This is a genomic window from Acidovorax sp. ACV02 (assembly GCF_014851475.1).
Classification (GTDB): domain Bacteria; phylum Pseudomonadota; class Gammaproteobacteria; order Burkholderiales; family Burkholderiaceae_C; genus Acidovorax; species Acidovorax delafieldii.
On sequence record NZ_JACUZU010000008.1, the window covers coordinates 230,379 to 246,262 of the forward strand.

13 protein-coding genes, 1 other RNA gene and 1 pseudogene are annotated in these 15,884 nt (G+C 62.8%); 5 read left to right on the top strand and 10 right to left on the bottom strand.

Going from position 1 to position 15,884, the window contains the following annotated elements:
- Positions 1-89: 89 nt before the first annotated feature.
- From IB236_RS20085 to gyrA, 10 genes are all read right to left on the bottom strand, one after another.
- Positions 90-545: a helix-hairpin-helix domain-containing protein gene (locus IB236_RS20085; RefSeq protein ID WP_192421920.1), complete on the bottom strand. Its 456-nt coding sequence runs from the start codon at positions 543-545 to the stop codon at positions 90-92.
- 37 nt (positions 546-582) lie between these two features.
- Positions 583-1,740, bottom strand: coding sequence for a lipopolysaccharide assembly protein LapB (gene lapB / locus IB236_RS20090; RefSeq protein ID WP_056746358.1), 1,158 nt, complete (start codon positions 1,738-1,740; stop codon positions 583-585).
- Positions 1,730-2,059 carry a lipopolysaccharide assembly LapA domain-containing protein gene (locus IB236_RS20095; RefSeq protein WP_056063651.1) on the bottom strand — a complete coding sequence of 110 codons (330 nt, stop codon included), beginning with the start codon at positions 2,057-2,059 and terminating at the stop codon, positions 1,730-1,732. The genes lapB and IB236_RS20095 overlap by 11 nt, the downstream gene beginning before the upstream one ends.
- 132 nt (positions 2,060-2,191) lie before the next feature.
- Positions 2,192-2,524 (bottom strand): integration host factor subunit beta, encoded by a 333-nt coding sequence (locus IB236_RS20100; RefSeq protein WP_056065071.1) that lies wholly within the window; start codon positions 2,522-2,524, stop codon positions 2,192-2,194.
- 85 nt (positions 2,525-2,609) lie between these two features.
- Entirely contained in the window at positions 2,610-4,295 is a 1,686-nt protein-coding gene (gene rpsA / locus IB236_RS20105; RefSeq protein WP_056063647.1) for a 30S ribosomal protein S1, read from the bottom strand.
- A gap of 195 nt (positions 4,296-4,490) precedes the next feature.
- Complete coding sequence (locus IB236_RS20110; RefSeq protein WP_192421922.1) at positions 4,491-6,533, bottom strand: bifunctional 3-phosphoshikimate 1-carboxyvinyltransferase/cytidylate kinase; 2,043 nt, start codon at positions 6,531-6,533, stop codon at positions 4,491-4,493.
- A 136-nt stretch (positions 6,534-6,669) separates the two neighbouring features.
- Positions 6,670-7,542, bottom strand: a complete 873-nt coding sequence (locus IB236_RS20115) for a prephenate dehydrogenase (protein ID WP_015014432.1) — start codon at positions 7,540-7,542, stop codon at positions 6,670-6,672.
- 12 nt (positions 7,543-7,554) lie between these two features.
- Entirely contained in the window at positions 7,555-8,652 is a 1,098-nt protein-coding gene (pheA, locus tag IB236_RS20120) for a prephenate dehydratase (protein ID WP_056063641.1), read from the bottom strand.
- Between the two features lie 65 nt (positions 8,653-8,717).
- Entirely contained in the window at positions 8,718-9,827 is a 1,110-nt protein-coding gene (gene serC, locus IB236_RS20125; RefSeq protein WP_099730467.1) for a 3-phosphoserine/phosphohydroxythreonine transaminase, read from the bottom strand.
- 95 nt (positions 9,828-9,922) lie between these two features.
- On the bottom strand, positions 9,923-12,586 hold the full coding sequence (gene gyrA, locus IB236_RS20130) for a DNA gyrase subunit A (protein WP_192421923.1): 2,664 nt from the start codon (positions 12,584-12,586) through the stop codon (positions 9,923-9,925).
- Between the two features lie 223 nt (positions 12,587-12,809).
- On the opposite strand from gyrA, the gene ompA reads away from it, so the two are divergent.
- The 5 genes and pseudogenes from ompA to IB236_RS20155 all read left to right on the top strand — a co-directional run.
- Entirely contained in the window at positions 12,810-13,454 is a 645-nt protein-coding gene (ompA, locus tag IB236_RS20135) for an outer membrane protein OmpA (RefSeq protein ID WP_015014428.1), read from the top strand.
- Between the two features lie 90 nt (positions 13,455-13,544).
- Complete coding sequence (gene ubiG, locus IB236_RS20140; RefSeq protein WP_192421924.1) at positions 13,545-14,255, top strand: bifunctional 2-polyprenyl-6-hydroxyphenol methylase/3-demethylubiquinol 3-O-methyltransferase UbiG; 711 nt, start codon at positions 13,545-13,547, stop codon at positions 14,253-14,255.
- Position 14,256: 1 nt separating this feature from the next.
- Positions 14,257-14,931, top strand: a complete 675-nt coding sequence (locus tag IB236_RS20145; protein WP_192421925.1) for an HAD family hydrolase — start codon at positions 14,257-14,259, stop codon at positions 14,929-14,931.
- A 13-nt stretch (positions 14,932-14,944) separates the two neighbouring features.
- Positions 14,945-15,331: a transfer-messenger RNA gene (gene ssrA, locus IB236_RS20150) on the top strand.
- A 217-nt stretch (positions 15,332-15,548) separates the two neighbouring features.
- Positions 15,549-15,728 (top strand): annotated as a pseudogene (locus IB236_RS20155) (Arm DNA-binding domain-containing protein); the annotation flags it as partial.
- Between the last annotated feature and the right edge of the window lie 156 nt (positions 15,729-15,884).

The window sequence follows — 15,884 nt, forward strand, 5'->3', positions numbered from 1 at the left end:
TAAAAACCCTGCCCGCCCCTTGCTGTCGCGCATGCCCTGCCGCAAAAAAACAAGCCCGCTGGAGCGGGCTTGCTGCTTGTGAAGCGTGCTTAGTTTTTGCTAGCGCCGGTTGCCGGTGCTGGCGCGGCCGGTGCCGCAGTCGCCGTGGCGGGTGGTGTGGCTGGCGTGGTTGCCGTTGCGGCCTCCTTGTCAGCGCTGCCACGGGCCTTGCGGTCTGCTGCCTGAGAGCTGCTGTGCTTTTTGCCGGATTTGGCTTCGGCCTTGGCAGCGGCTGCTGCGCTGTACTTCTTGCCGTTGACGGTCAGGCCCTCTTTGGAGAAGTTGACGGCACTCTTGTTGCCCACGCCGCCCACACGGCCGATGAAGTCGGCCCAGTCCTTGAAGGGGGCACTCTGGCGCTCCTGGAGGATGCGGCCCGACAGGCCGGGCCCGATGCCCTTGATGCCATCCAGTTCGGCCTCGGTGGCGGTGTTCACGTCCACGGCGGCCCAGGTGGCGGTGGCGAGCAGCGTGGCAACCAGCAGGGTCAGCAGTTTCTTCAGCATGGCAAGGGTCTTACAGCGTTGGGGATGAAGGCTTGGGTCAGAGTTCTTCGACCCGGCGTGCGGGGTAGCTGTCCCAGGTCTGGCAGCCGGGGCATTGCCAGAAATGCTGGCGCGCCTCGAAGCCACAGGCCGCGCAGCGATAGCGGGTCAGGGGCTTGACGGCATGGTCCAGGGCACGTTGAACCTGGGGGTGGAATTCTTCGTGTTCCAGCTTTTCGGTGGCCAGCCATTTGGCAGCAGCGACCAGGGAGCGCTCCTTGTCCAGGTGCTCCACATAACGCTGGCGGGCGGATGGGCGGGTGGCCTCGTCGGCGGCTTCCATGGCCACGATGCTTTCCAGCACGTCCAGCGAAGGCGCTTGCGCATAGTGCGCCTGCAAAAGGGCATGCACTTCCTGGGTGCGGCCGGTAGCGGTGGCAGCCTCGACCATCAGCGGAGCGGCCAGGGGCAGCGCTGCGGGGTTGCGCTCGCCCAGCGCCTTGAGCGTGGACAGCACGGCAGCCGGCTGACCCATCAGGCGTTGCAGGCGCGCCAGTTCAATGCGCGCGCGCGCGGCCTCGGGAGCAGCGGCCACTGCCTGGTCCAGCAGGGCCTGAGCGCCCGGCAGGTCGCCTTGCGCGCTCAGCGCCAGCGCCTGCTCACACAGGTAGTGGGCTTGCCGGGTGCTGAAGTCGCCCTGATCGGCATCGTGCATCTTGCGGGCAATGGTGGCGGCATGGGGCCAGTCGCGCGAACGTTCGTAGATGGCCAGCAGCGCCAGGCGGGCCTGGGCCTCGAACGGGGTGCCCTCCAGGCGCTGCAGCGCATCTTCGGCGCGGTCGAGCAGCCCGGCCTTGAGGAAGTCGAGCGCCAGTGCATGCTGGGCGCGTTCGCGGTCAGTACGGCTCAGGTCGCCGCGCGAGAGCAGGTGCTCGTGCACACGCACGGCACGGTCGTATTCGCCCCGGCGGCGAAACAGGTTGCCCAGGGCGAAGTGCAGCTCGGAGGTGTCGGGGTCGTTCTGCACGGCCTCGATGAAGGCGTCGATGGCTTGGTCCTGCTGCTCGTTGAGCAGGAAGTTCAGACCCTTGAAGTACGCCTTTGGGGCGCGGCGGTTTTCGGCGCGCAGCTGGCGCAGGTCAAAACGCGACGCCAGCCAGCCCAGCACAAATGCCAGGGGCAGGCCCAGCAGTATCCAGCTCAGGTCAAATTCCATGGATCGAAGGCAGGTCAGGAGGTGGTGGGGGCGCTGCCGGGGTGGCGCTGGCGGCGGGGGCCGTTACGGGCGTTGGTGCCACCACGACTGCTGCCTGGGCGCGGCGTGCAGCGTTGCGGTGGCGCCACCAGCGCGGCACCATGCCCAAGGCCCCAACGACCAGACCTGCGGCAAATGCGGTCAGCACCACCAGCACCAGCGGCGCGCGCCATTGCGTGCCAAAGAAGAAATGCACGGTCGCATCCTGCTGGTTGTTCAGCGCGAAGGCGAAGAGCGTAAAAAAAATGGCTGCCTTGAGCAGCCACAGGAGGTATTTCATCGGTCTCCCCAGTGGTGGGGCGATTCTAAGAGCTTGGCGCAGGGGGCCTGTGGATGCCTTCTCTCAGGTCAATACAAGCCAAAACGGCAGCAGGCGCTAGTGAATCATGCGCTTGCTGCTATCAATTTGATATCAGTTGCCCAGGGTGCCCGTTGCGGGCGGTGCCTTTTCTTCCATTTCGGCCGTGCGTTTGTCGACGGCTTCGCGCAGGGCCTTGCCCGGCTTGAAATGGGGCACACGCTTTTCGGGAATGGCCACGGCCTCGCCGCTGCGTGGATTGCGGCCCATGCGGGGAGGGCGGTGGTTGACCGAGAAGCTGCCAAAGCCCCGGATCTCGATGCGGTGCCCGCGCACCAGGGCCTCGCCCACGGCGTCCAGAATGGTCTTGACGGCGTATTCGGCATCGCGGTGGGTGAGCTGGCCGAAACGGGCGGCCAGTTCTTCGACGAGGTCTGAGCGGGTCATGGAATCTTGGGACATAGGCAGTCTTGGCTGAAAAAAGAGCGGGCGCCGAGGCGCCCGCTGTCTGACCGTTTAACGGGTCAGCGCTTTACTTTTCCGAGTTGTCCAGCTTGGCGCGCAGCAGGGCGCCCAGGCTGGTCGTGCCGGCGCTTTCGCGGCTCGATTGCTGGCTCAGGTTGGCCATGGCGCCTTGTTCGTCAGCCATGTCCTTTTGCTTGATCGACAGCTGGATGTTGCGGGTCTTGCGATCCACGTTCACCACCACGGCCGTGACTTCGTCGCCTTCCTTGAGCACGTTGCGGGCATCTTCCACGCGGTCGCGGGAGATTTCCGAAGCGCGCAGGTAGCCCACGATGTCTTCGCCGAGGTCGATTTCAGCGCCACGGGCGTCCACGGTCTTGACCTTGCCGGTCACCGTCTGGCCCTTGTCGTTCACGGTCACGAAGGTCGTGAATGGGTCGCCGTCGAGCTGCTTGATGCCCAGCGAGATGCGTTCGCGGTCCACGTCCACGGCCAGCACGATCGCTTCCACTTCCTGGCCCTTCTTGTAGTTGCGAACAGCGGCTTCGCCGGGTTCGTTCCACGACAGGTCAGACAGGTGCACCAGGCCGTCGATGCCGGCAGCCAGGCCCACGAACACGCCGAAGTCGGTGATCGACTTGATCGGACCCTTGACGCGGTCGCCGCGCTTCGTGTCCTGAGCGAATTCTTGCCATGGGTTGGCCTTGCACTGCTTCATGCCCAGGCTGATACGGCGCTTGTCTTCGTCGATTTCCAGAACCATGACTTCGACTTCGTCGCCCAGCGAAACCAGCTTGGCGGGAGCGATGTTCTTGTTGGTCCAGTCCATTTCAGACACGTGCACCAGGCCTTCGATGCCGGGTTCGAGTTCCACGAATGCGCCGTAGTCGGCAATGTTCGTGATCTTGCCGAACAGGCGGGTGCCTTGGGGGTAGCGGCGGTTCACGCCCATCCATGGGTCATCGCCCATTTGCTTCAGACCCAGCGAGACACGGTTCTTTTCGGTGTCGAACTTCAGGATCTTGGCCGTGATTTCCTGGCCAGCGGTCACCACTTCGGAGGGGTGACGCACGCGGCGCCATGCCATGTCGGTGATGTGCAGCAGGCCGTCGATGCCGCCCAGGTCCACGAACGCACCGTATTCGGTGATGTTCTTGACCACGCCTTGAACGATGGAGCCTTCCTTCAGGGTTTCCATCAGCTTGGCGCGCTCTTCGCCCATGGAGGCTTCCACCACAGCGCGGCGGCTCAGCACCACGTTGTTGCGCTTGCGGTCCAGCTTGATGACCTTGAATTCCATGGTCTTGTTTTCGTACGGCGTCAGATCCTTGATCGGACGGGTATCGATCAGCGAACCGGGCAGGAATGCGCGGATGCCGTTGACCAGAACGGTCAGGCCGCCCTTGACCTTGCCGCTGGTCGTGCCAGTGACGAATTCGCCGGATTCCAGGGCCTTTTCCAGGCTCATCCAGGAAGCCAGACGCTTGGCGGTGTCGCGCGACAGGATGGTGTCGCCGTAGCCGTTTTCGATGGAGCCAATGGCCACCGACACGAAGTCACCCACTTGGACTTCGACTTCGCCCTTGTCGTTCTTGAACTCTTCCAGCGGCACGTAGGCTTCGGACTTGAGGCCAGCGTTCACGACCACGAAGTTGTGCTCGACGCGCACGACTTCAGCGGTGATGACTTCGCCTGGGCGCATTTCCGTGCGCTGCAAGGATTCTTCAAAAAGGGCGGCAAAAGATTCGGACATGTGTTTCCTTGCCACAAACAGGATTCCGGCAGCACCATTGCTACCGTTTTTATAGCTGCTTGCGGTGGTTTTTTGCGGCAGAGCCGCGGGTTAGGTTATCGATCCACACAACCTGTGCGCTGACGCGCGATGGGGGCTGCGTGGGCCTGTGGCAAGGCCTTTCGGCACTGCCTGGAGCCCGAGGGCTCCACATTGTCAGCGCTGCGCAGAAGCTGCGAAGGGCTGGCGCTCCTGCCACCAGGCCAAAACCTTTTCGACGGCTTGTTCAATCGTCAAATCGGAGTTGTCCAGGACCAGAGCGTCTTGCGCGGGCTTCAAGGGTGCAACGCTACGGGAACTGTCCCGGGCGTCGCGCGCCTCCAAATCTGCGCGAAGGTCTTCGATACTAGCCGAAAAACCCTTAGAAATCAACTGCTTATAACGGCGTTCTGCGCGGCAGGCGGCGCTGGCCGTGAGATACACCTTCAAGGGGGCCTCGGGGAAGATCACGGTGCCCATGTCGCGGCCATCGGCCACCAGCCCCGGCAGGCGCTGGAAGCTGTGTTGCAGGTCCACCAGCGCCGTGCGCACGGCAGGCAGGGCGGACACACGGGACGCGTTCATACCGGCTTCTTCGGTGCGGATGGCCTCGGTCACGTCGTCGCTGCCCAGCCACACCTTGCCGCCCTCAAACCGCACCGGCAGCGTCTGGGCCAGGGTGGCGATACGGGCTTCGTGGTCCGCATCGATGGCGAAACCCGCCCGCAGCGCGGCGAGGGCGGTGATGCGGTACATCGCGCCGGAATCCAAAAAGCGATAGCCCAGCCGTTGCGCCACCGCCGCCGCCACCGTGCCCTTGCCCGAGGCCGTGGGGCCGTCAATACAGATCACCGGGATGTGGGCTGTGTCGACCTGGGCGACCGAGAACAGCGCCTCGAAATAGTCCGGGAAGGTCTTGGCTACGCACTTGGGGTCTTCGATGCGCACCGGCAGACGCGCCGGGTTGAAGGCGGCCAGCGAGAAGCACATGGCCACGCGGTGGTCGTCGTAGGTGTGGATGCTGGCGGCTTTCCAGTCAGCGGACTGGGCGGGAGGCGTCACGCGGATGTAGTCCGCACCTTCCTCCACCGTGGCGCCGAGCTTGCGCAGCTCGGTGGCCATGGCGGCGATGCGGTCGGTTTCCTTCACGCGCCAGCTAGCGATGTTGGTCAGCGTGGTCGTGCCCTCGGCATACAGGGCCATCACGGCCAGCGTCATGGCCGCATCAGGGATGTGGTTGCAGTCCAGGTCAATGGCCTTGAGGGGCCAGGCGCCGCGTTCGATCTGCAGCCAGTTGGGGCCCCCGGTGATCACCGCGCCCATGGCCCGGGCCGCTTCGACAAAGCGAATATCGCCCTGGATCGAGTCGAGGCCCACGCCTTGTATCTTGATGCCGGATTTGGCATCTTTTTGGCCAGTAGCGCCAGTCGCTATTGCTCCAAGCGCTATGAAATAGCTAGCGGATGAGGCGTCTGCCTCCACATGAATACTGCCGGGCGACTGGTAGCGGCTGCATGCAGGGATGGTGAAACGCTGCCAGTTCTGGTGCTCGACCACGATGCCAAAGCGCGCCAGCAACTGCAGCGTGATGGCGATGTAGGGCTTGGAGATCAGCTCGCCCACCACCTCGATCACGATGGCCTGCGCGCCAGCCGCCAGCGGCAGCGCCATGAGCAGGGCTGTGAGGAACTGGCTGGACACGTCGCCACGTACGCGGATGGGCGCGGCCAGCGCCAGCGAAGGCACGCCCTGGCCGTGGGCGATCCTGAGTGGTGGGTAGCCGTCGTTGCCCAGGTAGTCGATCTGGCAGCCCAGCTGGCGCAGGGCATCAATCAGGTCGCCAATCGGGCGCTCGTGCATGCGCGGGACGCCGGACAGCTCGAACTCGCCGCCCAGCAGTGCCAGCGCTGCAGTGAGTGGGCGCATGGCCGTGCCCGCATTGCCCAGGAACAGCTTGGCGGGGGATTGGGGCAGGCGGCCACCCAGGCCCGTGATACGCACCGTGCTTCCAGCCTCATCCACCGTGCACCCGATCTGGCGCAGAGCGTCCAGCATCACGCGCGTGTCGTCGGACGCCAGCAGGTCGTGCACGGTGGTGGTGCCATTGCTCAGCGCCGCCAGCAGCAGCACCCGGTTGGAGATGCTCTTGGAGCCCGGCAGATGGACTTCGCCTGCAGCGGCTTGCAGGGGGGGGAGATCAAGGAATGCGGTGCTGTACATCGGTATCTTTCGTCCATTGGGTGCAAGCGCCCGTCATTACTGGCGCAGCCCCATCCCAGTGCACCCGTGGAGCTGGCTTTGCCAGGCCACCGGGTGCGTCCCCCTTGGGGGAAGGCGCCGCAGGCGGCTCAGGGGGTTACTTTCTCTTCGCGCCCATGCGCCAATGCGCACGGGTTTCGCTGGCCAAGGTCAGCATGTCTTCAAGCGCCTGGGCATTGCCTTTTTCCATGGCCTGCTCGATGTTGCGCAGGGCCTGCTGGAACAGCTTGGACTGGGCAATCAGCTCGTCCCGGTTGGACAGCAGAATGTCGCGCCACACCTTGGGGTCGCTGGCGGCAATGCGGGTGAAGTCGCGGAACCCGGGGCCTGCGAGGGACAGAAAGTCGTCACCGTGCGTCTGGCCCGTGATGCTGTTCATCATTGCAAACGCGAGCAAATGGGGCAGGTGGCTGACGGCGGCAAAGGCCGCGTCGTGCGACTCCGGCGACATGCTGGTCACGCGGCAGCCCAGCGCAGTCCAGATCTTTTCGGCGTCCTGCAGCTGGGCCGTCAGGGTGCGCTCGGTGGGAGTCAGGATCACCTGGCGCCCGCTGTACAGGTCGGCTTCGGCGTGTTCCACGCCCGACACTTCGCGCCCCGTGATGGGGTGCGCGGGCACAAAGGAGCCCACCTGGTCCCGCAGCGAACGCTGTGCGGCCTGCACCACATCAGACTTGGTCGACCCCACGTCCATGATGAGCATCTGGGGGGTGACAAGGTGCTTGATGGCCTTGAGGGTGGCCTCGGTGGCTGCCACGGGGACTGCCACCAGCACAATGTCGGCGCCCGCCACAGCCAGTAGCGCGGAAGGCGCCTCGACGTCGATCACGCCCAGCTGGCGGGCGCGGTCGGTGGTGGAGGGCGACTTGCTGTAGCCCACCACGCGTTTGACCAACCCGGCCTTCTTCATGGCCAGGGCGAATGAGCCTCCCATGAGCCCACAGCCGATCAGTCCCAATTGTTCAAACATGGCGGCTGCTCCTCAGGATGACACGGGGTAAGTGCCCAGGACCTTGTAGAACGCACACAGGCTGCGCAGTTCTTCCAGCGCCCGTGCCACGTGGGGCTGGGCGGGGTGGCCGTCGAGATCGATGTAGAAGTAGTACTCCCACTGGCCCGTGCGGGCAGGGCGCGACTCAAAGCGCGTCATGGACACGCCGTGCGTCTTGAGCGGCACCAGCAGGTCGTGCACGGCGCCGGGGCGGTTGGGCACCGACACCACGAGGCTGGTGCAATCCTTGCCCGAAGGAGGCGGCGTCTGCAGCGTGTGGGGCAGGCAGATGATGGCGAAGCGGGTACGGTTGTAGGCGTCGTCCTGGATGGCGTGGGAGACGATGTGCAAGCCAAACTGGGTGGCCGCACGCTCGCTGGAGAGTGCTGCCCAGGCCGGGTTGGTGGTGGCCAGTCGCGCGCCTTCGGCATTGCTGGACACCGGGCGGCGCTCGGCATGCGGCAGGTGCTTGGACAACCACGCCTGGCACTGTGCGAGTGCTTGCGGATGGGCCAGCACCACTTCGATGCCATCGAGCGAGTTGCTGGTGCGCAGCAGGTTGTGGCGCACCAGCAGGCTGACCTCGCCCACCACATGCGTAGGGGTGTGCAGGAACAGGTCCAGAGAGCGGGTGACCACGCCCTCGGTGGAGTTCTCTACGCCCACCACACCATATTGGGCACTGCCCGCCGCCGTGGCGTGGAACACCTCGTCGAAGTTGGCGCAGTACATCAGATCGGCGGCACCGCCGAAGAATTCAATCGCGGCCTGCTCGCAGAACGTGCCCTCGGGGCCCAGCACGGCCACACGCTGGGGTGATTCGAGGGCCAGGCAGGCAGACATGATCTCGCGCCAGATCGCCGCCACGTGCGCACCCTTGAGCGGGCCCGGGTTGGCGTTGGTGATCTTGTCGATGACCTGCGCCACACGGTCGGGGCGGAAGAAGGGCGTGCCCTCACGTTTCTTGACCTCACCCACCTGTTCGGCCACCAGCGCCCTCTGGTTCAGCAGCGTGAGCAGTTGCTGGTCGATGCTGTCGATCTGCACGCGCAGGCTGGCGAGGTCGGGTGAGGCTTGCGGATTGTTCATGGACGGTGGGGTAGCGGTGCGTGCTCTGGGAGCCGTTTTTTGTTGCTGTCGTGTCGGGTGCGCGCTCAGGCGTGCTTTTGCTCAAATTCTCGCATGTAGTCCACCAGCGCCTGCACGCCCGCCAATGGCATGGCGTTGTAGATGCTGGCGCGCATGCCTCCCACGGACTTGTGGCCCTTGAGCTGCAGCAGCCCGCGCTCCTTGGCACCGGCCAGGAAGGCGTCGTTACGGCTTTCGTCACGCAGGAAGAACGGGACGTTCATGCGCGAGCGGCAGTTGGCCGCCACCTTGTTGACGTACAGCTGTGATTGGTCGATGGCGTTGTACAGCAGCGTGGCCTTGGCGATGTTGCGCTGCTCCATGGCGGCCACGCCAGTCAGGCTGCCTTCGGTCTGGCGCTTGAGCCACTGGAAGGTCAGCCCGGCGACGTAGATGCCCCAGGTGGGCGGCGTGTTGTACATGGACTGGTTGTCGGCCACGATTTTGTAGTCGAAGGCACTGGGGCAGGCGGGGAGGGCATGGCCCAGCAGGTCGTCGCGCACGATCACCAGCGTGAGGCCAGCGGGCCCCAGATTCTTTTGCGCGCCGCCAAAGGCCAGGCCCACGCGGCTCCAGTCCACAGGCCGCGACGCCACATGCGAGGAGAAATCGATCACCAGCGGCGCATCGCTGCCCAGCGCCTTGAGGTCGGGCAGCTGGTGGAACTCGGTGCCGTGGATGGTTTCGTTGCTGCACAGGTGCAGGTAGCTCGCGCCCCGACTCACTGTCCACGAAGCTGGGTCCGGCACGGTGGTATAGCCCGTCTCTTCACCCGTGGCAACGATGTTGACTTCGGACGCATATTTGCGTGCTTCCTTTTGCGACTTCTGGCTCCAGCTGCCGGTCACCACAAAATCGACCACGCCGGCACGCGACAGGTTGAGCGGAACGATGGCGTTTTCGGCCAAGCCACCACCTTGCATGAAGAGGATCTTGAAATGCGACGGCACGGCCAGCAGCTCGCGCAGGTCGGCTTCCGCCTTTTCGTAGATGGACAGAAACTCCTTGCCGCGGTGGCTCATTTCCATCACACCCATGCCGCTGCCGTGCCAGTCCAGCATCTCGGCGGCGGCTTGTTCCAGGACTTCGGAGGGGATGGCGGCAGGGCCTGCGGAGAAGTTGTAAGGGCGTTTCATGAGATGAGCTAAAAATGCATCAGGCGCTTATTCAATAAGCGCCTGATGCTTCGCTTTTGATAGCGTTGGCAGGGCGACTTCACGCCCTGCGGTGGTCAGGCGTCGGGGGCTTCAGGTGCGGAGGAAGTGCCACTGTCCGGGCTTGCATCCCCATCAGCTTCTGCATCCGTCACATTGGCGTCGTTCTCAACAATGCGCTGCAAGCCACTGAGCTTGGAGCCTTCGTCCAGTGCGATCAACGTCACGCCCTGCGTGGCACGACCCAGTTCGCGGATCTCGCTCACGCGGGTGCGTACCAGCACGCCCTTGTCGGTGATCAGCATGATCTCGTCATCCGCGTGCACCAGCGTGGCGGCAACGACCTTGCCGTTGCGCTCGCTCTGCTGGATGGCGATCATGCCCTTGGTGCCACGGCCATGGCGGGTGTACTCGACGATGCTGGTGCGCTTGCCGTAGCCGTTTTCTGTAGCAGTCAACACACTCTGCGTTTCGTCTTCGGCGACCAGCATGGCGATCACGCTCTGTCCGTCTTCCAGCATCATGCCGCGCACGCCACGTGCCGCACGGCCCAGGGGACGCACATCGTTTTCGTCGAAGCGCACGGCCTTGCCACCGTCGCTGAACAACATGACGTCGTGCTTGCCATCGGTGAGGGCGGCACCGATCAGGTAGTCGCCGTCATCCAGGTTCACGGCAATGATGCCGCCCTTGCGCGGGTTGCTGAACTCGTCCAGTGCCGTCTTCTTCACGGTGCCCATGCTTGTGGCCATGAACACGTAGCGGTCCGCAGGGAAGCTGCGCATGTCGCCGGTGAGCGGCAGTACCACGTTGATCTTTTCGCCGTCCTGCAGCGGGAACATGTTGACGATGGGGCGTCCACGCGAGCCGCGCGAGCCTGCCGGCACTTCCCACACCTTGAGCCAATACAGGCGGCCACGGTTGGAGAAGCACAAGATGTAGTCGTGTGTGTTGGCGATGAAGAGCTGGTCGATCCAGTCATCTTCCTTTGTCGCGGTCGCCTGCTTGCCGCGTCCGCCACGCTTTTGGGCACGGTATTCGGACAGGGGCTGGCTCTTGATGTAGCCGGTGTGGGACAGCGTCACCACCATGTCGGTGGGGGTGATCAGGTCCTCAGTGGAGAGATCCTGTGCGCTGTATTCAACGATGGAGCGACGTGCGCCCAGCTTGTGCTGGCCGAACTCCTGCTTGATGGAGGTGAGTTCGTCGCCGATGATGACCGACACGCGCTCGGGCTTGGCCAGGATGTCCAGCAGGTCTTCGATGACCGCCATGACTTCCTTGTACTCGGCGACGATCTTGTCCTGCTCCAGGCCCGTGAGGCGTTGCAGGCGCATCTGCAGGATTTCCTGGGCCTGCGTTTCCGACAGCCGGTACAGGCCGTCCTGGCCCATGCCGAATTCCTTTTCCAGGCCGTCGGGGCGATAGTCGTCGGCGTTGATCACACCGCCATCGGCACGCGTGCGCGTGAGCATCTCGCGCACCAGCTTGCTGTCCCAGGGGCGGGCCATCAGCTCAGCCTTGGCCACAGGCGGCGTGGGCGCGTTGCGAATGATGGCGATGAAGTCGTCGATGTTGGCCAAGGCCACGGCCAAGCCTTCCAGCACATGGCCACGGTCGCGTGCCTTGCGCAGCTCGAACACCGTGCGGCGAGTCACCACTTCGCGGCGGTGCTGCAGGAAGACGCTGATCAGATCCTTCAGGTTGCACAGGCGGGGCTGGCCGTCAATCAGCGCCACCATGTTCATGCCGAACGTGTCCTGCAGCTGCGTCTGCTTGTACAGGTTGTTGAGTACCACCTCGGGCACTTCACCGCGCTTGAGTTCGATCACCAGGCGCATGCCGGATTTGTCCGACTCGTCCTGGATGTGGCTGATGCCTTCGATCTTCTTTTCGTGCACCAGCTCGGCCATACGCTCCTGCAGCGTCTTCTTGTTGACCTGGTAGGGCAGCTCGTCCACGATGATGGCCTGGCGCTGGCCGCGGTCGATGTCCTCAAAGTGGCACTTGGCACGCATCACCACCTTGCCGCGTCCGGTGCGGTAGCCATCCTTCACGCCGTTAATGCCGTAGATGATGCCGGCGGTGGGGAAGTCTGGGGCCGGGATGATTTCCATCAACTCATCGATGGTCGTCTCGGGATTGCGCAGCATGTGCAGGCACGCATCGACCACTTCGTTGAGGTTATGTGGCGGAATGTTGGTGGCCATACCCACCGCAATACCCGCCGATCCATTCACCAGCAAGTTGGGCAGCTTGCTGGGTAATACCAGCGGTTCTTTCTCGCTGCCGTCGTAGTTGGGGCCGAAATCGACAGTTTCCTTGTCAATATCTCCCAGCATTTCATGGGCGATTTTGGCCAGGCGGATTTCGGTGTATCGCATGGCCGCAGCGTTGTCGCCGTCCACGGATCCGAAATTACCTTGCCCATCCACCAGCATATGGCGCAACGAGAAGTCCTGCGCCATCCGCACAATGGTGTCGTACACCGCAGAGTCCCCGTGCGGGTGGTATTTGCCGATCACGTCGCCCACGATACGAGCCGACTTTTTATAAGGCCGGTTCCAGTCGTTATTGAGCTCATGCATGGCGAAAAGAACGCGGCGGTGCACAGGCTTCAAGCCGTCACGCGCGTCGGGCAGTGCACGACCCACAATCACGCTCATCGCGTAATCGAGGTAACTGCGCCGCATCTCTTCTTCGAGGCTGATCGGCAGGGTTTCTTTGGCAAACTGGGTCATTGGGACGGCGGGAGCGGCAAAGGAGAGCCATTTTAGGCGTAAGACCGTGTAGCGACGGCGCAACATATCGAAGCAATTCAGGTTTTGTCCTACGGGCCCCGACCAGCGCGCGCAGCTTTTGCCCTGTTACGTATGGCACAATCGTTTGAACGCTTAGGGTGGTGGTCACCCCAGGCGTCCTGATTCGCAGCGCGGCTGCGGCTTTTTCCCCAAGAGGAGAACCATGAAGAAACTGAACAAAGTGGCGATGTTGTTTGCCTCTGCAGCGCTCGCAACCGCCGCTGGCGCACAAACCGTTGACAACTGGCGCGATGCTTCTGGCCAACTGGTCTGGAAGAACGGTACCAACGAATACTGCTGGCGCGATGCCAACTGGACGCCTGCTACGGCAGCTCCTGGCTGCGACGGCGCAATCGCTGCTCCCGCTCCTGCCGCTGCACCAGCTCCTGCTGCTGCTCCAGCACCTGCTGCCGCCCCTGCACCCGCTCCCGCACCAGCTCCTGCAGTCGCCACCAAGGTGACCTACGCTGCTGACGCCTTCTTCGACTTCGACAAGTCGGTGCTCAAGCCAGAAGGCAAGGCCAAGCTGGACGACCTGGTTTCCAAGGTCAAGGGCATCAATCTGGAAGTGATCATTGCTGTGGGTCACACTGACTCCGTCGGCTCTGATGCTTACAACCAGAAGCTGTCGGTGCGTCGTTCTGAAGCCGTGAAGGCTTACTTGGTGTCCAAGGGCATCGAAAAGAACCGCGTGTACACCGAAGGCAAGGGCGAAAAGCAACCCGTGGCTGACAACAAGACCGCCGAAGGCCGTGCGAAGAACCGTCGCGTGGAAATCGAAGTGGTTGGCACCCGCGCCGCTCAGTAATCTTCGGATTGCTTCACAAAAAAGCCCCGCTCGCGGGGCTTTTTTGCGTCCAGGGCTTTTCGTACTCTCCCTTCATGGACAATCAGCGACATGATCGAAACCGTCAATGCAGATCCGGCCGAATTGGCCAAGTTTTCCGAACTTGCCCACCGGTGGTGGGACCCTGACAGTGAATTTCGTCCCTTGCACCAGATCAACCCGCTGCGGCTTGACTGGATTCACGGCCTGGGCGCCTTGACCGGCAAACGCGTGCTGGATGTGGGTTGTGGCGGTGGCATTTTGGCCGACTCCATGGCGCGCAAGGGGGCAGACGTGCTGGGTATTGACCTGGCAACCAAGGCGTTGCGCGTGGCGCAGTTGCATGCTCTGGAGGCTGGAACCCAAAACGTGCAGTACCGTGAAATCAGCGCTGAAGCGATGGCCTTGGAGCAACCTGCTGGTTTTGATGTGGTGACCTGCATGGAAATGCTGGAGCATGTCCCGGATCCCGCCTCGGTGGTCCGCGCGTGCGCCACGTTGGTCAAACCCGGGGGCTGGGTCTTTTTCTCCACCATCAATCGCAACGCCAAGGCGTTTATGCTGGGCATTGTGGCCGCGGAATACGTGCTTAACATGCTGCCGCGCGGCACCCACGAATACGCCAAGATGATCCGCCCCAGCGAGCTTGCAGGGCATTGCCGTAGTGCGGGCTTGGATGTTCTGCACACCAAGGGCCTGGAATACAACCCCCTCACGCGTCGCTATTGGCTCAGCGCCAACACCAGCGTCAATTACCTGTTTGCCGCGCGTCGCCTGGGCTGATATGGCTACCGTTTTTCATGGCATTCGCGCAGTCCTTTTTGATTTGGATGGGACTCTGATCGACAGCGCACCAGACTTGGGGGCGGCTGCAGACAAAATGCGCACCGACCGAGGTCTGCCTTCGCTGCCCCCGGCCCGATATCGCCCCATGGCGGGAGCAGGGGCCCGTGGCATGCTGGCAGAAGCCTTTTGCATGAGGCCAGATCACCCAGACTTTGCCGTCATGCGCGAAGAGTTTTTCGTGAACTATGAAACTCGCATGACCGAGCAGACCACCATTTTTGAAGGTGTGCCTGAATTGGTTCACCAGATTCTCGAACGTAACATGACGTGGGGTGTGGTCACCAACAAGGCTGCCCGCTTTACCGAACCCCTGACCCAGGCCATTCCGCTGTTTGCCACCGCTTCGGCAGTGGTCAGTGGCGACACCACGCCACACGCCAAGCCCCATCCCGCGCCCCTGCTGGAAGCGGCTGCGCGGTTGCGTGTGCCGCCGGAGCAGTGCATTTACGTGGGTGATGACGAGCGTGACATCGTGGCAGGTCTGGCGGCAGGCATGGGTACAGTGGCCGCCATCTACGGCTATTTGGGCGCCAAGACCGACCCTGCAGAGTGGGGCGCGCACGCCGCAATTAAATCTCCCAGCGAGCTCTTGCAATTGCTCGCGAACGCCTAAAATAAGAAGTCTAGGGGCTGTCCTGGTTTCGACGTGGGTTCGGGATCAGTGTGGTGCATGTCGAGCTTGAGTCACGCTCGTAAATCTCGATTTAACAAACTAACTGCAAACGACGAACGTTTCGCACTCGCTGCTTAATTGCCAGTGAGCCTTGCAACAGTTGGCCGATGGGCTGGGCAAGGGGGTTCTGAGCAATCAGTGCCTCCCGGCTGCAAGGATAATTACATGGGCTGGCTTCCATCCGGGTACCTTGGGTGGAGGCGAGAAAATAGGGTGCTGGCGGCCCATGTAGCGTGCGACTGCGCGACATGGGTAGCGAGATCCAAATCAGACCGCTAAACATGTAGATCTGCCTGACGAAGGCTTGCGGACGCGGGTTCAATTCCCGCCAGCTCCACCATTACGACGTCCAAGGGCGTTCACCAACATCCGGTGAACGCCCTTTTTCTTTGGTAAATCAATGGGTTACGGTGTGGAGACGTCCGGAGCGATCTCCTGGCAGCCAGGCTGAGGCGGGGGAACAGACGGGGGAACAAAATCCGAAAAGGGTAGACTGGCGGTATTTGTTCCCCCATTTCCGAGGGGAAATCCGAGCTGAACCTCTGGAGGTGTTCCCCATGTTGACCGACGCACAGTGTCGTAACGCCGTCTGTTCCCCCACATCGAAGCGGGAGCGTTTGTCGGACTCGGGAGGCCTGTATCTGGAGGTTGCTCCCGGGGGATCGAGGCGTTGGTTCTGGAAGTATCGGCATGAGGGCAAGGAAGGGCGCATGGCTCTGGGCAGCTATCCCTCGGTCTGTTAGAGCCGATCCAATCCTGACCACCAGGGGATGCGGACAAAAACTTGGACTACCAGGAGGTAGTTCATGTATTCCTACGAAGATCGAATCCGAGCCGTTGAGCTCTACATCAAGCTGGGCAAGCGCGTCAGGCCCACCATACGGCAGCTGGGC

Coding starts and splice junctions, on each gene's coding strand:
- ompA (WP_015014428.1), top strand. CDS start 12,810: ATGAAGAAACTGAACAAAGTGGCGATGTTGTTTGCCTCTGCAGCGCTC.
- IB236_RS20085 (WP_192421920.1), bottom strand. CDS start 545: ATGCTGAAGAAACTGCTGACCCTGCTGGTTGCCACGCTGCTCGCCACC.
- pheA (WP_056063641.1), bottom strand. CDS start 8,652: ATGAACAATCCGCAAGCCTCACCCGACCTCGCCAGCCTGCGCGTGCAG.
- IB236_RS20110 (WP_192421922.1), bottom strand. CDS start 6,533: ATGTACAGCACCGCATTCCTTGATCTCCCCCCCCTGCAAGCCGCTGCA.
- lapB (WP_056746358.1), bottom strand. CDS start 1,740: ATGGAATTTGACCTGAGCTGGATACTGCTGGGCCTGCCCCTGGCATTT.
- IB236_RS20115 (WP_015014432.1), bottom strand. CDS start 7,542: ATGTTTGAACAATTGGGACTGATCGGCTGTGGGCTCATGGGAGGCTCA.
- IB236_RS20100 (WP_056065071.1), bottom strand. CDS start 2,524: ATGACCCGCTCAGACCTCGTCGAAGAACTGGCCGCCCGTTTCGGCCAG.
- IB236_RS20095 (WP_056063651.1), bottom strand. CDS start 2,059: ATGAAATACCTCCTGTGGCTGCTCAAGGCAGCCATTTTTTTTACGCTC.
- gyrA (WP_192421923.1), bottom strand. CDS start 12,586: ATGACCCAGTTTGCCAAAGAAACCCTGCCGATCAGCCTCGAAGAAGAG.
- IB236_RS20145 (WP_192421925.1), top strand. CDS start 14,257: ATGGCTACCGTTTTTCATGGCATTCGCGCAGTCCTTTTTGATTTGGAT.
- serC (WP_099730467.1), bottom strand. CDS start 9,827: ATGAAACGCCCTTACAACTTCTCCGCAGGCCCTGCCGCCATCCCCTCC.
- ubiG (WP_192421924.1), top strand. CDS start 13,545: ATGATCGAAACCGTCAATGCAGATCCGGCCGAATTGGCCAAGTTTTCC.
- rpsA (WP_056063647.1), bottom strand. CDS start 4,295: ATGTCCGAATCTTTTGCCGCCCTTTTTGAAGAATCCTTGCAGCGCACG.